Origin of the sequence: Streptomyces venezuelae (genome assembly GCF_008642295.1) — a bacterium.
Taxonomy (GTDB): domain Bacteria; phylum Actinomycetota; class Actinomycetes; order Streptomycetales; family Streptomycetaceae; genus Streptomyces; species Streptomyces venezuelae_C.
On sequence record NZ_CP029190.1, the window covers coordinates 17,083 to 32,502 of the forward strand.

General features: G+C 67.3%; 15 protein-coding genes and 3 pseudogenes. 10 read left to right on the forward strand and 8 right to left on the reverse strand.

Annotation, left to right across the window (positions count from 1 at the left end; genetic code table 11):
• The first annotated feature begins 35 nt into the window (after positions 1 to 35).
• Positions 36 to 1,198, forward strand: a protein-coding gene (locus tag DEJ50_RS00095) for an IS3 family transposase (protein WP_223837483.1) whose coding sequence is annotated in 2 segments (ribosomal slippage) — positions 36 to 320 and positions 323 to 1,198 — 1,161 coding nt in all. Because the reading frame shifts where the segments join, the coding sequence is not laid out codon by codon here.
• A 422-nt stretch (positions 1,199 to 1,620) separates the two neighbouring features.
• Entirely contained in the window at positions 1,621 to 2,916 is a 1,296-nt protein-coding gene (locus DEJ50_RS00100; RefSeq protein WP_150205314.1) for an IS256 family transposase, read from the forward strand.
• Between the two features lie 25 nt (positions 2,917 to 2,941).
• Here DEJ50_RS00100 and DEJ50_RS00105 read toward each other — a convergent pair whose 3' ends face one another.
• On the reverse strand, positions 2,942 to 3,499 hold the full coding sequence (locus tag DEJ50_RS00105; protein WP_150205315.1) for a hypothetical protein: 558 nt from the start codon (positions 3,497 to 3,499) through the stop codon (positions 2,942 to 2,944).
• A complete protein-coding gene (locus DEJ50_RS00110) occupies positions 3,499 to 4,215 on the reverse strand; it encodes a hypothetical protein (RefSeq protein ID WP_150205317.1) in 717 nt (238 codons plus the stop codon). The genes DEJ50_RS00105 and DEJ50_RS00110 overlap by 1 nt, the downstream gene beginning before the upstream one ends.
• A 697-nt stretch (positions 4,216 to 4,912) precedes the next feature.
• Here DEJ50_RS00110 and DEJ50_RS00115 point away from each other — a divergent pair.
• From DEJ50_RS00115 to DEJ50_RS00130, 4 genes are all read left to right on the forward strand, one after another.
• The gene (locus DEJ50_RS00115) at positions 4,913 to 5,491 is read left to right on the forward strand and encodes an RICIN domain-containing protein (protein ID WP_223837484.1); all 579 of its coding nucleotides are present in this window, start codon (positions 4,913 to 4,915) and stop codon (positions 5,489 to 5,491) included.
• A 277-nt stretch (positions 5,492 to 5,768) separates the two neighbouring features.
• The gene (locus DEJ50_RS00120; protein ID WP_150205321.1) at positions 5,769 to 6,395 is read left to right on the forward strand and encodes a hypothetical protein; all 627 of its coding nucleotides are present in this window, start codon (positions 5,769 to 5,771) and stop codon (positions 6,393 to 6,395) included.
• Positions 6,396 to 6,483: 88 nt separating this feature from the next.
• Complete coding sequence (locus DEJ50_RS00125) at positions 6,484 to 7,089, forward strand: SdpA family antimicrobial peptide system protein (RefSeq protein ID WP_150205323.1); 606 nt, start codon at positions 6,484 to 6,486, stop codon at positions 7,087 to 7,089.
• On the forward strand, positions 7,083 to 8,054 hold the full coding sequence (locus DEJ50_RS00130; protein ID WP_150205325.1) for a sporulation-delaying protein SdpB family protein: 972 nt from the start codon (positions 7,083 to 7,085) through the stop codon (positions 8,052 to 8,054). The genes DEJ50_RS00125 and DEJ50_RS00130 overlap by 7 nt, the downstream gene beginning before the upstream one ends.
• Here DEJ50_RS00130 and DEJ50_RS00135 read toward each other — a convergent pair.
• Both DEJ50_RS00135 and DEJ50_RS00140 read right to left on the reverse strand, forming a co-directional pair.
• Positions 7,946 to 8,323 carry a GntR family transcriptional regulator gene (locus DEJ50_RS00135; RefSeq protein ID WP_150205327.1) on the reverse strand — a complete coding sequence of 126 codons (378 nt, stop codon included), beginning with the start codon at positions 8,321 to 8,323 and terminating at the stop codon, positions 7,946 to 7,948. The genes DEJ50_RS00130 and DEJ50_RS00135 overlap by 109 nt on opposite strands.
• A 1-nt stretch (position 8,324) precedes the next feature.
• Entirely contained in the window at positions 8,325 to 9,305 is a 981-nt protein-coding gene (locus tag DEJ50_RS00140; RefSeq protein WP_150205328.1) for a DUF1648 domain-containing protein, read from the reverse strand.
• 625 nt (positions 9,306 to 9,930) lie between these two features.
• On the opposite strand from DEJ50_RS00140, the gene DEJ50_RS35090 reads away from it, so the two are divergent.
• The gene (locus DEJ50_RS35090) at positions 9,931 to 10,056 is read left to right on the forward strand and encodes a hypothetical protein (RefSeq protein ID WP_263399158.1); all 126 of its coding nucleotides are present in this window, start codon (positions 9,931 to 9,933) and stop codon (positions 10,054 to 10,056) included.
• A 350-nt stretch (positions 10,057 to 10,406) separates the two neighbouring features.
• Here DEJ50_RS35090 and DEJ50_RS00145 read toward each other — a convergent pair whose 3' ends face one another.
• The 4 genes and pseudogenes from DEJ50_RS00145 to DEJ50_RS00160 all read right to left on the reverse strand — a co-directional run.
• Positions 10,407 to 10,796, reverse strand: a complete 390-nt coding sequence (locus DEJ50_RS00145; protein WP_150205330.1) for an SCO4402 family protein — start codon at positions 10,794 to 10,796, stop codon at positions 10,407 to 10,409.
• 178 nt (positions 10,797 to 10,974) lie between these two features.
• Positions 10,975 to 11,400: a DUF6009 family protein gene (locus DEJ50_RS00150; protein WP_150205332.1), complete on the reverse strand. Its 426-nt coding sequence runs from the start codon at positions 11,398 to 11,400 to the stop codon at positions 10,975 to 10,977.
• 120 nt (positions 11,401 to 11,520) lie between these two features.
• Positions 11,521 to 13,073, reverse strand: a pseudogene (locus DEJ50_RS00155) (phage/plasmid primase, P4 family).
• Positions 13,070 to 13,820, reverse strand: a pseudogene (locus DEJ50_RS00160) (bifunctional DNA primase/polymerase); the annotation flags it as partial. The pseudogenes DEJ50_RS00160 and DEJ50_RS00155, both read right to left, overlap by 4 nt.
• Positions 13,821 to 14,212: 392 nt before the next feature.
• Here DEJ50_RS00160 and DEJ50_RS34260 point away from each other — a divergent pair.
• From DEJ50_RS34260 to DEJ50_RS00170, 3 genes and pseudogenes are all read left to right on the forward strand, one after another.
• Entirely contained in the window at positions 14,213 to 14,884 is a 672-nt protein-coding gene (locus DEJ50_RS34260; protein ID WP_223837485.1) for a hypothetical protein, read from the forward strand.
• Positions 14,832 to 14,960: pseudogene (locus tag DEJ50_RS35095) on the forward strand (site-specific integrase); the annotation flags it as partial. The gene DEJ50_RS34260 and the pseudogene DEJ50_RS35095, both read left to right, overlap by 53 nt.
• 128 nt (positions 14,961 to 15,088) lie before the next feature.
• Positions 15,089 to 15,418, forward strand: coding sequence for a helix-turn-helix domain-containing protein (locus tag DEJ50_RS00170; RefSeq protein WP_150205334.1), 330 nt, complete (start codon positions 15,089 to 15,091; stop codon positions 15,416 to 15,418).
• Positions 15,419 to 15,420 lie beyond the last annotated feature (2 nt).

Below are 15,420 nucleotides of genomic sequence, written 5' to 3' on the forward strand. Positions count from 1 at the left end.
GCTTGCCCTGCTGGGCAGGTGGGAAGGATGTCGCTGTGCCCAAGCCCTATCCGGAAGAGTTCCGCCAGGACGTCGCGCGGGTCGCGAGGAACCGCGGTCTGGGTGTGACGGTCGAGCAGGTCGCCACCGACGTCGGGGTCCACCCGATGACGTTGTGGACGTGGATGCGCCGGGCGGACAGCGACGACGGGTCCAAGCCCGGAGTTTCCAGCAAGGAGAGTGCGGAGCTGCGGGAGGCGCGTCGGCGGATCAAGCTGCTGGAGCAGGAGAACGAGGTTCTGCGTCGGGCTGCGGCCTATTTGTCGCAGGCGCATCTGCCGGGAAAAGGATCTACCCGCTCGTGAAGGAGCTGGCCGGGGACGGGGTGCCCGTCGCGGTGACGTGCCGGGTGCTCAAGCTCGCCAGGCAGCCCTACTACCGCTGGCTCGACAAGCCGGTGGCCGACGCTGTTGTCGAGGAGGCGTATCGCGCGAACGCGTTGTTCGGTGCCCACCGTGAGGACCCTGAGTTCGGCTACCGCTTCCTGGCCGATGAGGCCCGCAGCACCGGGGCCGCGATGGCGGACCGGACCGCGTGGCGGATCTGCCGGGACAACCGCTGGTGGAGCGTGTTCGGCAAGAAGCGAGGCCGGGGCAGGAAGGCCGGCCCACCGGTGCACGACGATCTCGTCCGCCGTGACTTCACCGCGGCTGGCCCGAACCGGTTGTGGCTCGCTGACATCACCGAGCACGCCACCGGCGACGGCAAGCTGTATCTCTGCGCGATCAAGGATGTCTTCAGCAACAGGATCGTGGGCTACTCCATCGATACACGGATGAAGTCCCGGCTGGCCGTGACCGCCCTGGACAACGCCGTGGCCCGGCGTGAACACGTCGACGGATGCGTCCTGCACACCGATCGCGGATCGCAATTCCGCTCCCGGAAGTTCCTCCGGGCGCTCGACGGCCACCGGATGGCCGGGTCGATAGGGAGGGTCGGGGCAGCCGGCGACAACGCGGCCATGGAGTCCTTCTTCAGTCTGCTGCAGAAGAACGTCCTCGACCGCAGGAAGTGGGCCACCCGCGAGGAACTGCGGATCGCCATCGTGACCTGGATCGAGCGGACCTACCACCGCCGTCGTCGGCAAGCCGCACTCGGCCGACTGACCCCCGTCGAATTCGAGACCGTCATGACCACACCGGCCCTCCAGGCCGGGTGACTCAACCTGTCACCCGAACCTGCATCAGACCCGACGTAGGGCGGGAGCTCTCCCTTCATCCAGTAAAGAATGACGTCGATCGGGGTGGCTTCTCGAAGATCCACAGGCGCCACACTGGACACCGAAGACTTGCCGCTTCCGGAACTACTACCACTGCCTGAGCTGTTGCTGCCGCTCTTCGAACTCCCACCCCCGGAGCGTCCGGTCTGGGTGTTCGGCCCGCGGCCGTCATGCCCCTCGGGTTCGGGCATGGGGTCGCCGTCGTCGGGGCACCATTCTTCGGCTCCTCCGGCGCCGCCACAGCCCAGGCCCAGGCCGGTGGGGTCGGAGAAGGTCAGGGTTGGGGACTGTCCGGAAGTTTGTGTATGCCCCGGTGTGACCCGTAAGGCATGAGACGTGGTCTCTGCCGGGAAGGATCACTGATGGGGATCAAGGACGACCGGCCCCGTGAAGGCATCGTACGGACGGGGGCCGAGTTGGCTCGACTGGCGGAATCAGAACGTGACTTGGCCGGACAGCTCGTGGAGCGGGCCCGTGCCGAGGGCGTGAACCTGGTCGGGGAGAACGGGCTGCTCAAGGGGCTGGTGAAGCTGGTCCTGGAAGGCGCCCTGGAGGCCGAGATGGCCGACCACCTCGGCTACGAGAAGGGCGACCGGGCAGGCATCGGGTCGGGCAACTCCCGCAATGGCACGAGTCGCAAGCGGATCCTGACGGACGTGGGGGCGGTCGAGCTGGACATCCCGCGTGACCGGGCCGGCACGTTCACCCCGCAGGTCGTGCCCAAGCACACCAGGCGGGTGGAGGGCTTCGACGAGGCCATCCTCTCCCTCTATGCGAAAGGCCTGACCACCGGCGAGATCCAGGCCCACCTCGCGGAGATCTACGATGTGGACGTCTCCCGGGAGACGATCTCCAAGGCCACCGACAAGGTCAGTGCCGAGCTGGATGCCTGGCGCCAGCGGCCGCTGGACCGTGTCTACGCCGTCGTCATGATCGACGCGATCGTCCTGAAGATCCGTGACGGGGCGGTCGCCAACCGGCCCGTCTACATCGCGGTGGGGATCAACCTCGAAGGCGAGCGAGACATCCTGGGCATGTGGGTCGGCACCGGTGGCGAGGGTGCCAAGACCTGGATGGCCTGGCTCGCGGAACTCAGGAACCGCGGGGTCCAGGACGTCCTGATCGCCTGCTGCGACGGCCTCAAGGGCCTGCCCGACTCCATCGCTGCGATCTGGCCCCTCGCGGACATCCAGCTGTGTGTGGTCCACATGGTCCGCAACAGCCTCAAGTACGCGTCCACCAAACACTGGTCCCAGATCGCCAAGGAACTCCGCCAGGTCTACACCGCCGCCACCGCGGACGCGGCCGAGGCCAGGTTCGCGGAGTTCGAGGCCGAGTGGGGCGCCCGCTACCCGGCCCTGGTCGCGGTCTGGCGCCGTAGCTGGGAACACTTCGTGATGTTCCTGCGGTTCCCGCCCGAGATCCGAAAGATTGTCTACACGACGAACATGATCGAGTCCCTGAACTCCCGCTTCCGCCAGGCCACCCGCCGCCGCGGACACTTCCCGAACGAGGAAGCGGCACTGAAGGTCCTCTACCTCGTCATCCGGGACCGCCAGCCCAACCGGCGCAACCCCACCGGCCGGACCCACAACTGGAAGGAAGCCATCAACACCCTCGCCGGCTACTACGGCGACCGCGTCACAGACAACCAGTAGTAACCCACGAACCAGCGGAAAGACGTCAGCACCAGGGCTTACACAAAGAAACTGACACTCCCGCCGTACGGACCAGCCACACGTTGCGCACGTCGCACTGGAACGCCCAGGGCTCGGTGATCCGGAACCGGGCCGACAGCACCTCCTTGCCGGCCAGCTTCTTCGGCGAGAACTCGAAGTACAGGCGCTGGACGTAGCCCGGCCCGCAGTAGTAGCCATTCCAGGTGCCGCACTTGCCGACACCCTTGCCCATGTTGTCCTCGGCGTTGGCCCAGTTCCACTCCTCGTAGCCATCGCTGCGGAGCAGCGTCCGCTCCACGCTGTCGTCCAGGGCCACGAACGGGTCGATGTACAACGGGAAGGCAGCCGGATCGCTCTGGCCGAGCAGCGCCGGGTCCGGCACCACCGTGAGCGAGTCGGCGGCAACCTCCACCGGCAGGTTCGCCGTCTTGTCGCCCGCCCCCGGTCCGTCGGCCGCGGGCTCGTCGTCGGCCGCCGGCTCCGCGAGGGCTGCCGAAGCGCGCTGAGCCGTCTTCGTCTGTGGCGTCGGCGGAGCGGGCTCGTCGCCGCTGGAGTCCCACATCAGCGCGGGCGGGGCGGTGAAGACGCTGTTGCCGTTCGCGTCGACCGCGAGGAGCCCCCCTCCTTGCTGCCGGACACCCGCAGGCGATTGGCCTTCAGACCGAACTTGACCGACTTGAGCGCAGGGCTCTTGGCGGCCTCCGGCGTCTTGACGACGAGAACCTCGCGGTAGCCCTGCGTCGTCGCGGTCATCCGCAGATCGACGCCCGGCAGCACCTCGGCGTAGACCGCGCTGTCGCCGTCGAGCACAGGCTTGGGCAGCACACCCGGCCACCGCAGGGACAGCGTGCGCGTACCCCGGCCGATCGTGACCAGATCCGCATGGGCGCCACCGCCGGAGAATCGGATGTCGGCGAGGGCAGCCTTCGGCTGCACCGTCCCGTCACCACGCACCGACAATGTGGCATCCGGTGTTACCCAGGTCCCGTTCTCGTCCTTGGTACGCACCGGCACCACGGACTGGTCCAGGCGGAAACTCTGGCCATCCGGGTTTGCGTAAGTGGTGGTGAACTCCGAACGCTCACCCATGACTTCAACGGGCTGGCCGGTCTCGGCCGCCTTCTGCAGCGCCTTCTGACCTTCGGTCAAAGCGGGCGCCGGACCTTCGGCGGCCGTCGCCGCCGAGGGTATGTGAGCAGGGGCAACGCCAAGTATGAGCACTGCGCCCAGCGCGGTGCTCATGGTATGGCGAAGCCGCTGCCTGTCGAACACAGGCATGATCCATCCCCAGTGAGACAGAGCCTCCCCCAAGGCTCCGTGGAACGCGACCTGACACAGTCGCAGCCGCGAATGTACGGATACTTTGAATGTCGATCAAGGGTTTTCAAGATCAATCCGACGCATGCCAGGAACATGGTGAGGTGTCAAACTGCTCAGGTCACTACATTCGGAGGCAGAACGCCTCACCGACCGAGGACCGCTGCTACCGGGCCGTACCTGCCCTCACGCCCGATACCGGACCCGGGTGCCGGGTGGTGTCAGCGGAGAGGGGCAGGTACATCTTGAAGGACTCGTTGCTGCCCGGGGTGCGGGGACGATCGGTGGCGGTTCCTGGTGGGTGCCGGTCGCGCAGGCGGCGGGCTGTAGGCGGGGGACGAAGGCGTGCAGGGTGGCGTCGATCAACGCGGTAGAGGAGGCTTGCGAGCTGACGCATTGCCCGTGCCTCGTTCTCGTTCCGGCCACGGCAGCCAGCCCCGGCAGGCTCAGGATCAGCAGGGAGAGGCGGGAGGACGGGACACTGCCGGTTTCCGGGCCTGCGGCGTGAAGTCGACGGTTCTCAGCCGACGACGTGCGGCACGCCGATGCGCGTTCCGGCGGAGTCGGGCAACGGCAGAGTTCCCAGTCATCTGATCATTGGGACACGCCAGTGCAGAAGGGTGCGGTCGCCACACCGCATCTCCCCTTTGGAGCCACGGTGAGCCACAAGTCCACCGACAGCCCCGCCCCCGCGGGCGGCCTCGTCCTCGGCCGCTACAAGCAGAACGGAAGCCCCGACACAGTCGGCGGCTACACCGGCGGCATTGGCAACCTCGCCCACTACTCCTACGCAGCCCTCCCCCGGCGCCCCTGGCGCCGCCGGACCCAGCGCCCTTGCGTCGACCGGCACCAACTGCGTCGACAACGACAACGGGCGCAGCACCGACGGCAACGCCATCCACCTGTGGACCTGCGGCGGGGGTCCAACCAGCAGTTCCAGATCCACGACGACGGCACCATCCGCATTCAGGGGAAGTGCCTCAACGCCGAGAACGCGGGTACCGCCAACGGCACCCTCATCCAGCTCTGGACCTGCAACGGAACCCCCGCACAACGGTTCCTGCCCCGCGCCGACGGCAGCATGCACAACCCCACATCGGTCCGCTGTCTCGACCTGCCCCAGGGCAACAAGACCAACGGCACCCGCCCCCAGCTCTGGGACTGCAACAAGACCGATGCACAGCGCTGGACCATCCCCACACTGAACACCGCGATCCTCCTCATGCCCCCTTACTGACGCACCCGCAGGATCAAGCCGATGTGCCCCGGCTCCAAAACCATGGAGGCGGGGCACGCCGTCTATCGGCGTCGTCCGCATCCGCGAGACGGCCGCCCTCCCATGAGGAGCCTTGACACGCCTTCGGTCTCCCAGGTGGCCACCGGATGAAGAACCTTATGAGCACTTACGATGAAATGCCCTGAATGTTGGGACTTTTGACCCTTATTCGGTTCTGTCGCGAAGTGGAACAGTCCTCTCCAGGTCATGATCATTTTCTTCGGATCGAGGAGGGCTCGTGAAGGCTCGCAAGGTCATACCCGGAGCGATCGCAGTAGTCGCCGCCGCCAGCATCCTGGCTGGCACAACAACGACGATGGCGAACGCGTCCGATACCCGCGAAATACCGGCACCTGCCGATTCGCACGCCGACAAGAGTGCCACCTCGGACGGCAAGGACCTGTTCGCCGGCTTCTACTTCGGCCTGGGGCAGACCGGACAGGCGATCTACAGGAACCTTGACTTCAAGAACGACATCGGCGAGCTGGCCAAGAACCAGACTCCCGAGGGGCGCGAAGCCGTTGCCGGCATCGTCAACGACGTGGCCAAGGATTCCCCGGCGTTCTTCGCCGACTTCTCTACCAAGCTCCGCAGCGGCGATCCTGTGCGGGTCGACCAGGCCATGACGGCCGGCGCCGGCCAGCTGAAGAAGTACGTCGACGAGGATGCCGCGGCTGACCTTGGGGCCGGCCAGGGCAAGTGCGTATTCAACTTCGTGGCGGCTGCCAACGTCGCCACCACCGTCACGGCCGTCAATTTTGTGGCCCTCTACAACAAGTTCTGGACCAGGTCAGCCGCTCTGGATGAGGGACTGAGCAAGGACGAAACCATCGCCAAGCTGACCACAACCCTGCGCACCGCCTGATCAACCCGTCGTACCGGATCGGGTCACCCCGTAAGGATCGGAGTGACCCGATCCGCGGTTGCACAACCGTGGAGAGCTGAGGTGACGAATGAAGAGTCTCCTGAATGACTGGCGGGAACGGCTGCCAGTGCGCACAGACCAGCAGCTTGCGGTGGACGTTCCCCGGAGACTGGTATGGACCGTGAGCGTCATGTGGGCGATTGTTGCCCTGTATGTCGCACAAGTCCACGTGCCGCGGAACGTGGTCACCCTGCCCGGGCAACACACCGTGGCACCCCTGGCGAACTCGGTGGCAGCCCAGGGCTGGGCGTTCTTCACGAAGTCGCCACGCGATGCCGCACTGATCCCCTACACAGAGCGCGCCGGCGGGTGGCGCAACGAACTGCTGGCCCCGCACTCGGAGCCGCAGAACGCTTTCGGGCTGGATCGGCGCTCGCGTTCCCAGGGTATCGAGATAGCCATGCTTTCCCTGGAGGCCCCCAAGGAAGCGAAATGGAAGGAGTGCAGCAGCGACCTGCCGGCCTGCCTGGCTTCCGCCAACCCACCGGTGGCGACCACCAACCGTTCCCCGGAGCCTTCCTTGTGCGGACGTGTCGCGCTCGTCCAGGAAGAGCCGGTGCCGTTTGCCTGGCGGGACCTCAAGGCTGAGAAGCTGATGCCCAAGAGCGTCCTGGCCCTGGAGGTCACGTGCTGACGCGGATACCGGTGCCGTGGACCAACCTCTACGGTGTGGCCCGGACGTTGATCGCTCTGGGCACGGCCGGGACGCTGCTGTTCAGCAGCACCGGGACGCTCTTCAGACCGGTCGCGACCCTTGGGGACCACCCCTTGTGCGACGGAGTCAAGGCCGCCGGGGCGTTCTGCCTGGTCCCAAGCGATGACCTCCAGTGGGTGCAGTGGCTCTGTGTCGCGGTGCTCCTGGTCGTCGCCTCCGGCTGGCGGCCTCGATGGACCGCCCTGCCGCATGCCTACGTCAACTTCAGCGTCTACACCGGCATCGCGATCAGCGACGGCGGAGACCAGATCGCCATGAATCTCGTGCTCCTGCTGCTCCTGCCGGCCCTGGGAGACCGTCGGCGCTGGCACTGGAGCCCGAACGAGGAAGTGCCCACCAGCCGGTCCCGCAAGGTCTGGGCCGTGCTGGGTGTCAGCTCCCTGATGATGGCCCAGCTGCAGATGTCCGTCCTGTACTTCCAGGCGGCCGTCGCCAAGCTCAGCCACGCCGAGTGGGCGGACGGCTCCGCCATGTACTACTGGGCCAACGATCCGTCATTCGGGGCGCCCAACTGGATGCGCCCCCTGCTGGATCCCCTGGTCACCACGCCCACCTGGGTGGCTGTGATGACCTGGGTGCCCCTCTTGGTCGAACTGTCCCTCGCGGCCTCGCTCCTGCTGCCACCCAGGGTGCGGCAGATCCTCTTGGTCGTCGGCGTGGCATTCCACTTCTCGATCGCAGTGACGATGGGCCTGTGGAGCTTCGCCGCTGCGATGTGGGGTGGCCTCGCCCTCCTCTGTCTGCCGCTTGGCACGTCCCTGCGTCACCGTACGGCTCACACGCCCGCTGATCCCGGACCCGGGGCGCCGGACAGGACAGAGGCCACCAGCTCGGCCACTTCCTCGTCCGACAACCCGGCCTTGCGCGCCTCGGCGACAAACTGACGCGCCGTCTCCCACAGTCCTGCCCGGCGCGGTGCGGCCACCACGACCGCACCGCGCCCGGCACGCAGGTCGATCAGCCCCTCTGCCTTGAGTGCCTGGTAGCCCCTCAGCACCGTGTGCATGTTCACCCCGAGCAGCCGCGCCGCCTCCCGCGCACCGGGCAGCTTCTCGCCGATGCGCAGCGTTCCTTCGCTCAGTGCACGGCGTACGGATGCGGCGATCTGCTCGGCCAGCGGCTGGGATGAGGAGGCATCAATCCGGATCAGCACCTCAGCGTGCCGCCGTCGCCGAGCGGGCAACCAGGTCGTTGATCAGCCCGGCGGCCGATTCCGCGTCCTCTACGACGATGAGGAACTCGCGGTCGTCGGCCAGCTCCAGCCACAGGCCCTCGCCGGTGTGGAAGGCGAGCCCCCGCCGACCGCCCAGCGATCGGTACCCCCAGCCACCGAGGTCACCCATCGGACTGACGAGGCGCACATGGGCCTGCCGGATGTCCGCCAGCGGGATCGTCACCCGGGGGAAGGGCAGCAGCGGCAGCCTGAGAGCGAATCCGTCGGCGTTGACGGCGGCCCGCATCAGGGACATCACCAGCCCGATCAGCCCGAGTGGCAGTCCCAGCCACGCCAACTCCTCGATGCCCAGGAGCACGCCGGCCACGCCGACCGCGACCAGGATGGTGAACACGCCCTTCGCCCAGGTGGGAGAAGCGGACCGGCTCCATACTGCGGTCTCGGTGCCCGCCAGGCCCACCGAGTGCAGGCTGTCGGGTGACGATCCCCGCTCCCTGGAAACGGGCATGACGGGCGTGCCGGGCGTGAGCAGTGCGCCGATGGCGGCTGCCGCAAATGCGGCACCGATCGGCGCGAGGCTCTGCCACCCCGGCCAGTCGGCCTGCCTGGCATCCGCGACGGCGGCATTCGCCAGCAGCGTCATCACGAACGCGCACCCCAGGGCCGCCGGGATCGCGAAGGCCGTGGCATACAGCGAACGCGTCGCCGCCGAGCGGCGGTAGGCGACAACAGCGCAGAGCACGGCCTCCAGCACACAGAACCCGACCATGCCCAGGACCCCGAGCGCACGGGGTGCGAAGCCGTCGGCACCGTCGCTGGTGAAATGTATGGCGAGGGGATCCGGAATCGACTCCCACCGGGACGCGGCGACCGCCACCACCGTCACACAGGCAACCGTCCCGGGCAGGGCGGCAAGTGCGGCACGCCCCCTCGGGCCGAACGCCGGAATCAGACCGCTCATCGGAGGCTCCTCCCTTGGCAGGCCGGGTACACAGTCGACAGACCTGCGGCCACCTCGACCCAACTGTTCGCATCGTACTAGAACACTAATACATCATCAGGATGAGCGAAGTTGCACATGATTGACGTGCGGGCGTGTTCAGCTGGGCGGCATCCATCCGTGGATCACGTTCGTGTGCGGGAGGCTTACGCGAGTGCCTTGAAGTGGTGGGTGACCCTGGCCGGTGAGCAGGCCATCGATGCATTTGGCAGAAGCTGCACTTCAAGACCTGCACGGACGAACGGTGTAAGCGTGAGACGGACGGGCCCGGTCCCGCGGGTTCCCCCGCCGGCACCGCAGGCGAGAACGTGGAGAAGGCTGAGCCCGTGGCCTCCCCGACGGGGCAATGTGGATCTGATGGAAGCCCTGCGCGCCAGCGTGAAGCGGGCGCCGGCCGGCGCTGCCAGCGGCCAGTCGCTCATGGCGCTCACGAAGGTTGAGTTGTACAAGAGGCCCATCGCTGCCGGCATCGAGGGCCGCTCCACCATGCCCCACGATCGTTCCGGCCCCCGGCGGGGGTCACGCGCGGACCGCAACGGCACACCGGCTCGGACACGAGAGCGCGAACGCGGCCGGGAGAGCGCTGGTGGAGAAGTACGGTGAGTTGTCCGCCGAGATCATCGTCGCGAAGTTGACCGCGGGCGCGGTGCGGCGGGAACACCAGGTGGTGGTTCTCGTGGCCGGGCGGGCCGGCAGGGCAAGACGCTCGTGATGGATCTGGATAAGGCTGCCGGACACGTCCGCGACTTCGGCCAGATACTGGCCGACCGCCTCGGCTCTGATAGCGATCTCTGAAAATTTCAGCGTCGCCCAACACCTGGGTCAGGCCGGTACGCAGGCGGCTGTGCCACAGTACGGCGGCCAGGCGGCCGAAGGCGGTCTGAGGGGCGGCCATCTTGGCCGGGCGGCCTGGCTGGATGGCACACCTGGGCTGCCGCGACACCGGCGAGGCACATGAGGCGGGTAACGGAGCGGCAGCCGACGAGACGGAGGGCGACCGCGGCGGCGAGGGGGACCACTTTCAGGCCCGGGAGCCCTTTCCTTTGGGGCCACCAGACCACGTCAAGCCATGCTTCGCAGCGCCTTTCTGGCCGCTTCCACGACTGCCGGCCAACGTCGCGAAGCGAGGTATTCCGAATCAGGCGCTTCGCCCAGTTCGTCGATCAACGGGTAGAGGAGGCTTGTGAGCTCACGCATTGCCCGTGCCTCGTTCTGGTTCCGGAGCACCTCTCCAACGACTCCCTCCGGATCCTCCAAGACGCGTGTGTCGTCCAGGATGTTGATCACCATGGTCAGGTCATCGACGTCACCCGGTTCACGTATGTCGGCCAGCCACACGCGTTGCTGGTACGCGGGTCTGGCCAGCGAGCTCAACATCGCCACCACCTGGAGACGTGCGTCGGGGAACTCAACTCCGTCATAGTTCACTGCGGGCTGTTCCAGCTCTTCCACTTCGGCCAGTCCTCCAGAGGGATGTGGGCCATGATCGAAGTGGCAGGCAGCTGGGCACGGGACGCCTGGCTGCAGGGGCGACGCCGTGGTCATGTCCACGTGCACCGCCCGGGCCGGCCCCGGTCATCTTCGGCATATCCCCTCCACCGCAGTCCGCGAACTGTCGCTGACTGCGGTGTCATGCGCATTCCTGAGGCCTGCGGCGCTTCTGCGTCGTCCTGGTGCCGGTGGCAGCTGTTGCAGCGTCAGGGCCGCCTTGTGAGCGGGGGGTCTTTTCGCCCACTCGGCGTGGCTCGATGGTGCGGGGATCGACGGCTTCCCCTGGGGCTCCTTCGTGGTAGAGCCCGTCAGGTTCGGTGTCGCGGTCGTGTGGCAGGAGGAAGAACACACGGCGTAGCTGATAGCCGCTGTCGGGGTCGGCTTCGGCGTGCTCATCGAGTTCGCTGTACCCGACCATGCGGCCGTCCCGGGCGTAGCGGGGCTTGCCGCGGCGTCGGGCTGTCTTGTCGAGTGCCTGTCGCACGTAGTCGAGATGGTCGGGGTTCTCGAGCCACACCACGGAGCTTTCGTGGCGGAGGTCGCTCTCGTTCAGCAGCGAGCTCATGGCTGCAGCCCCTTTTCGTTGTCGACGGCCAGGCAGGGGCCGGTGTTCCATGAGTGGTCCCGTGCGGGGGCACGGTGTCCATGGTAGTGCGGTGTGTTGTGCGTGCGTAGTCTGCGTGGTCTAGACATGGGTGGTCTCGGGTTCGTCGCTGAGGAGGCCGAGTCCGGGGTAGTACTTCTTGCCGCTGGATTTCATCATGTCGGCTGGTGAGGCGAGTGAGAGTTCTTGGCGTACTCGTGTGGCGAAGGCCCGGGCGGTGGCGGGGCGGATGCCTTCACCTGCGCTGCACCAGTGACTGTAGGCGGCGTAGAGCAGCCCCTGTTCGACTTTGAGGTCGCCTGAGGTTCGCTCGCTTGCCCGGCTGGCGGGGGCGGTGGTGGTGCAGCACTCCGTGAGGAATCGGCCGATGTGGTCTTCGGTTGTGGCGTACGCCTGGGTGGCCGTGCGTACGGAGGCGGGGCCTGTGAGTGGGTCGCGCGTGGCGAGGTAGAGCTTTGCGCCTTCGATCAGCCAGTGCAGGATGCCTGGGCCTTCGCTGTCGACGAGCTCCTTGGCGAGGTTGTCGATCTTCCGTGCCGCAGGAACGACGCGTTCGAAGGGGATGACGCGGATACGGCGCCAGAAGGCGTGTCCGCCGGTGCCGACCTCGGGCCGGTGGTTGCCCAGCAGCCACAGCTTGTGCGTGGGGGTGAAGGAGAAGTAGTCCTGACGCATCCGGCGCGCCATGATGCGGTCGCCGCCTGTCAGCAGCTTGACGCGGGACTCGTCGAACTTGTCGTTCGGCTTGAGCTCGCTGCACACCACGATGCGCCGGCCGTGGAGCTCGGTGAGCTCGGTGGAGTGCTCGGAGAACTTTCCCTTCTCCATCAGGAAGCCGGGCGGGGCCGCCTGCGCGTAGTCACCGAGGATCTGCGTCATGACGTCGAGGAGAACGGACTTGCCGTTGGCGCCCGTGCCGTAGAGAAAGGGCAGGACCTGCGCGCCGACGTCTCCGGTGATGGAGTACCCGAGGAGCAGGTGGAGGAACTGGATGGTCTCCACTCCCTTGGCGTCGTCGCCGAAAATGTCGTGCAGGAACCGGTGCCAGCGCGGGGTCGGCATGCTCTCGGGACCGACGCTGGTGGCGCGTGAGTGCATGTCGCACTCGGGGTCCGGCTTTCGCAGCCGGCCGGTGTGCAGGTCGACGACGCCGGCTGGGGTGCACAGGGCATACGGATCGCCGTCCAGGACGTCCGGGTCGAGGGCGAGCGCGGGCGAGGCTTTCGCCTGGGTCAGCATCGCCTTGATGCCCGGGGTCGACATGGACCTGCGGCGGTGCAGGAGCAGGTCGCGGTCGCTGAACAGGCCGGTGGGGTCGGTGGACGGCATCTGCTCGGCCATGTCCCCCGCTGCCCAGACTGCGGACTTCTCTCCTCCGGTGCGTTTCCACCGGTACTGGTTCCAGTGGTACCAGCCCAGGCCCTCGACGTGACGGAACCGGTCTCCGTACATCACAGCAAACAGCTTGGCGTTGCCCCGGTCGGTCAGAAGCCCGGGAAGCTGCCCGGCCGGCCGGCCTCACGCACCGTGGCGGTGTTCTGCTGACCGGGCAGGTTCGCCGATGCGTCCTGAAGGGCGAGCATCTGCTGGGCGGCGGCCGTGGCGTCGAAGCGCGGACCATCGGCGCTGCTCATGGGCGTCCTTTGAAGTGGAGCGGCCGGCCGATACCGGCGGACAGGGCAGAGTTGATGACGGTAAGGCTGCGGTGGCTCTGGTGTGGGCGGGCTGCGTCGGCAGCCGCCACAAGGAACTCTCGGGCCTGGGAGTCGGTGAGGTGGCCGGCTCCTACCAGGCCGCCCGCGGTATAGGCGGCCCGGTTGAGTTTCTCAGTGAAGCTCGCACCGTGCGGGACGGCAGCGCAGTCCCGCAGTTCGGCCAGCAAGGGGTCCAGCAAGCGGTGCGCGGCTGGGCCGTCCGGACGTGCGGACCTGCGCGGGGCCGGCACGGAGGGGCGCGAGGGGCTGTCCGCCACGACGTGCCCGGTCCGCTCCAGCTCAGCGGCCAGCCAGTCGGGCAAGGGTGCGGGAAGTCGGGCAATCCCCCACGGGAACATAGGTCCCGGCACGGGCTCGGGTCGCCGGGGCCACGATGTAGCCACTGGTGGCGCGTACATCGACCTGCCAGGCGAGCGCCACCTTCGGGCTCGAGCCCGTCGAAGACCGGTAGCACGTTCCGGACCCAGTCTGGTACCAGATGTGCAGTCCGCCGGAGGGGGTTCTGACCCTCAAGGTTGTCTCGTCGTCCGCGGGGTTCGGCTGCCTCGGGTAGGCAGCGAGCAGGGCTAGGGTGTCGAATCCGGAAGCCAGCCCGGCCAGGTTGACGTCCTGATGGATCGCGATACCCGGCAGAAGCCGGTCACGGTCTGGTACTTCAGCGCTGTGGGGGGTGTCGAGAACCGCTCGTATGTGTGACATCCCGTGAGTTCCTCTGAAGTCTGATGAGTCCTTGTTCCTGTGGCCAGGGGGTTCTGGCTCCTTGGGGTGTTCTTCGAGCTGGTGACGTAACTTCAGGATTCTTGAAGCGTTCTCACTTCGTCCGATCGTTCTGTGGTCGGTGTGAAGGCGAGGAGGCTCGGGTTGGCGCTGGCTGCCGTACGTGATCTGCGCGAGTTCCGCGAACCGGTCTCGGCGGAGGAACTGGAGCGGTTCGAGACCGACGTGCTGGCCGGGTTCGTCCTCGCGCGGGCTTCGGCAGGTCTGGCGACGGCACGATCCGCGGGGACGTCGGGCACCTGGACCAGATGCGGTCCTGGTTCGGCCGACCGCTGTGGGACATGGAGCCGGCCGACGCCGACGGCTACTTCGGGAAGGTGCTGCGGGGCTCGCCGAGCGGCACTCGGCGGGCCCGCGCACAGGCGCTGACCACGTACTTCCTGTTCCTAGAGCTGCGGCACAAGGTCGAGATCCATCGGATGACCGGGCGGGTCGTCGAGTGCCCGATCGATGAGATGAACCGCCCGCGGGGATCCAAGGACGCCGCCCTGCGGATCCCGCCGACCGAGCCGGAGATCAAGACGCTCTTCACCAGCTGGGGCGGCGAGCTGGCGACCTGCCGCAAGTTCGCCCCCACCGCGCGGAACTACACCGCATCGAAACCGATGTCGCAGGTCGGACTCAGGGTGAGCGAGGCATGCAAGCTCGACCTGGCCGACATCAAGTGGGACCTGGGCCGCTTCGGCAAGCTCCACGTGCGCCATGGCAAGGGTGCCCGTGGCTCGGGCCCGCGCGAGCGGATGGTGCCACTGATCAACGGCCGCCGACCGCACTCTGCGGTGGTTCATCGAGGACGTCTGGGGCCAGTTCGACGACGACCACACCCGCCCCGGCGCCCCGCTGTTCCCCTCCGAGCGCAAGAACACCGACGGCTCCTCGCGCCGCGTCGGCGACGACGCCTTGCGCAACGGACTGGCCGCCGCGGCGGAAGCCCATCTGCCTGGCTGGGCTGACACGCTGACGCCGCACGTCCTGCGGCACTTCTGCGCGTCCGAGCTCTACCTCGGAGGGCTTGATCTGCTCGGTATCCAAGCGGTCCTCGGACACTCGTGGATCGCCACCACGATGCGGTACATCCACGTCCAGCAGACCCGGGTCGAGGACGCCTGGGTGACCGGGCAGCAGCGGGCCGCGAAGCGGCTGGAAGGACTGATGGGATGAAGTGGAACCTGCGGCTGACCGCTGCGAACAAGGGGATCTGGAAGGCGTCCGAGCTCCAGCGGAGCCTGGCCGAGCACGGCCTGGTGATCTCGGCCGGGAAGATGTCCGGCCTCTGGTCCGGCCAGCCGGTCTCCCTCAAGCTGGAGGACCTGGACGTGATCTGTGTCGTGCTCGGCTGCGAGATCGGCGATCTGCTGATTCCCGAGCCCGGGAAGGTTATCCGCCCAGGTCAGCAGGCTGGAGTCAAGGAGGCCACGGCCGGCTCGGTGGGGGCCCCGGCCGTCGTGCCGAAGCGCCGTGACGGTCGTTCGCTGCCGCCGATGTGACC